This is a genomic window from Pseudomonas sp. VMV1 (assembly GCF_056790235.1).
Genome location: NZ_JBXGSE010000045.1, coordinates 1 through 388, shown reverse-complemented (window position 1 = coordinate 388; position 388 = coordinate 1). Strand labels below are relative to the sequence as shown.

At 64.9% G+C, this 388-nt stretch carries 1 protein-coding gene; it reads left to right on the top strand.

What is annotated here, in order from left to right; all coding sequences use genetic code 11:
- Window positions 1-388 (top strand): aldehyde dehydrogenase family protein (locus tag ACUCV0_RS24090; protein WP_482213933.1); only part of this gene is annotated, 388 nt, incomplete at both ends.

Here is a 388-nt window from a genome sequence, read left to right as displayed (position 1 = left end):
TCCGGCCCTGGCCGCGGGCTGCACCATGGTCATCAAGCCTGCCAGCCAGACCCCGTATTCGGCGCTGGCCCTGGTCGAACTGGCAGAGCGCGCCGGCATTCCCAAGGGTGTATTGAGCGTGGTCACCGGCTCCGCCGCCGAGATCGGCGCCGAGCTGACCGAAAGCCCCATCGTGCGTAAGATTTCCTTTACCGGCTCCACCGAAATCGGCGCCAAGCTGATGGAGCAGAGCGCGCCCACCATCAAGAAGCTGTCGCTGGAGCTGGGCGGCAACGCGCCCTTCATCGTCTTCGACGACGCCGACCTGGACAAGGCCGTGGAGGGCGCCATCGCTTCCAAGTACCGTAACGCCGGCCAGACCTGCGTCTGCGTCAACCGTCTCTATATT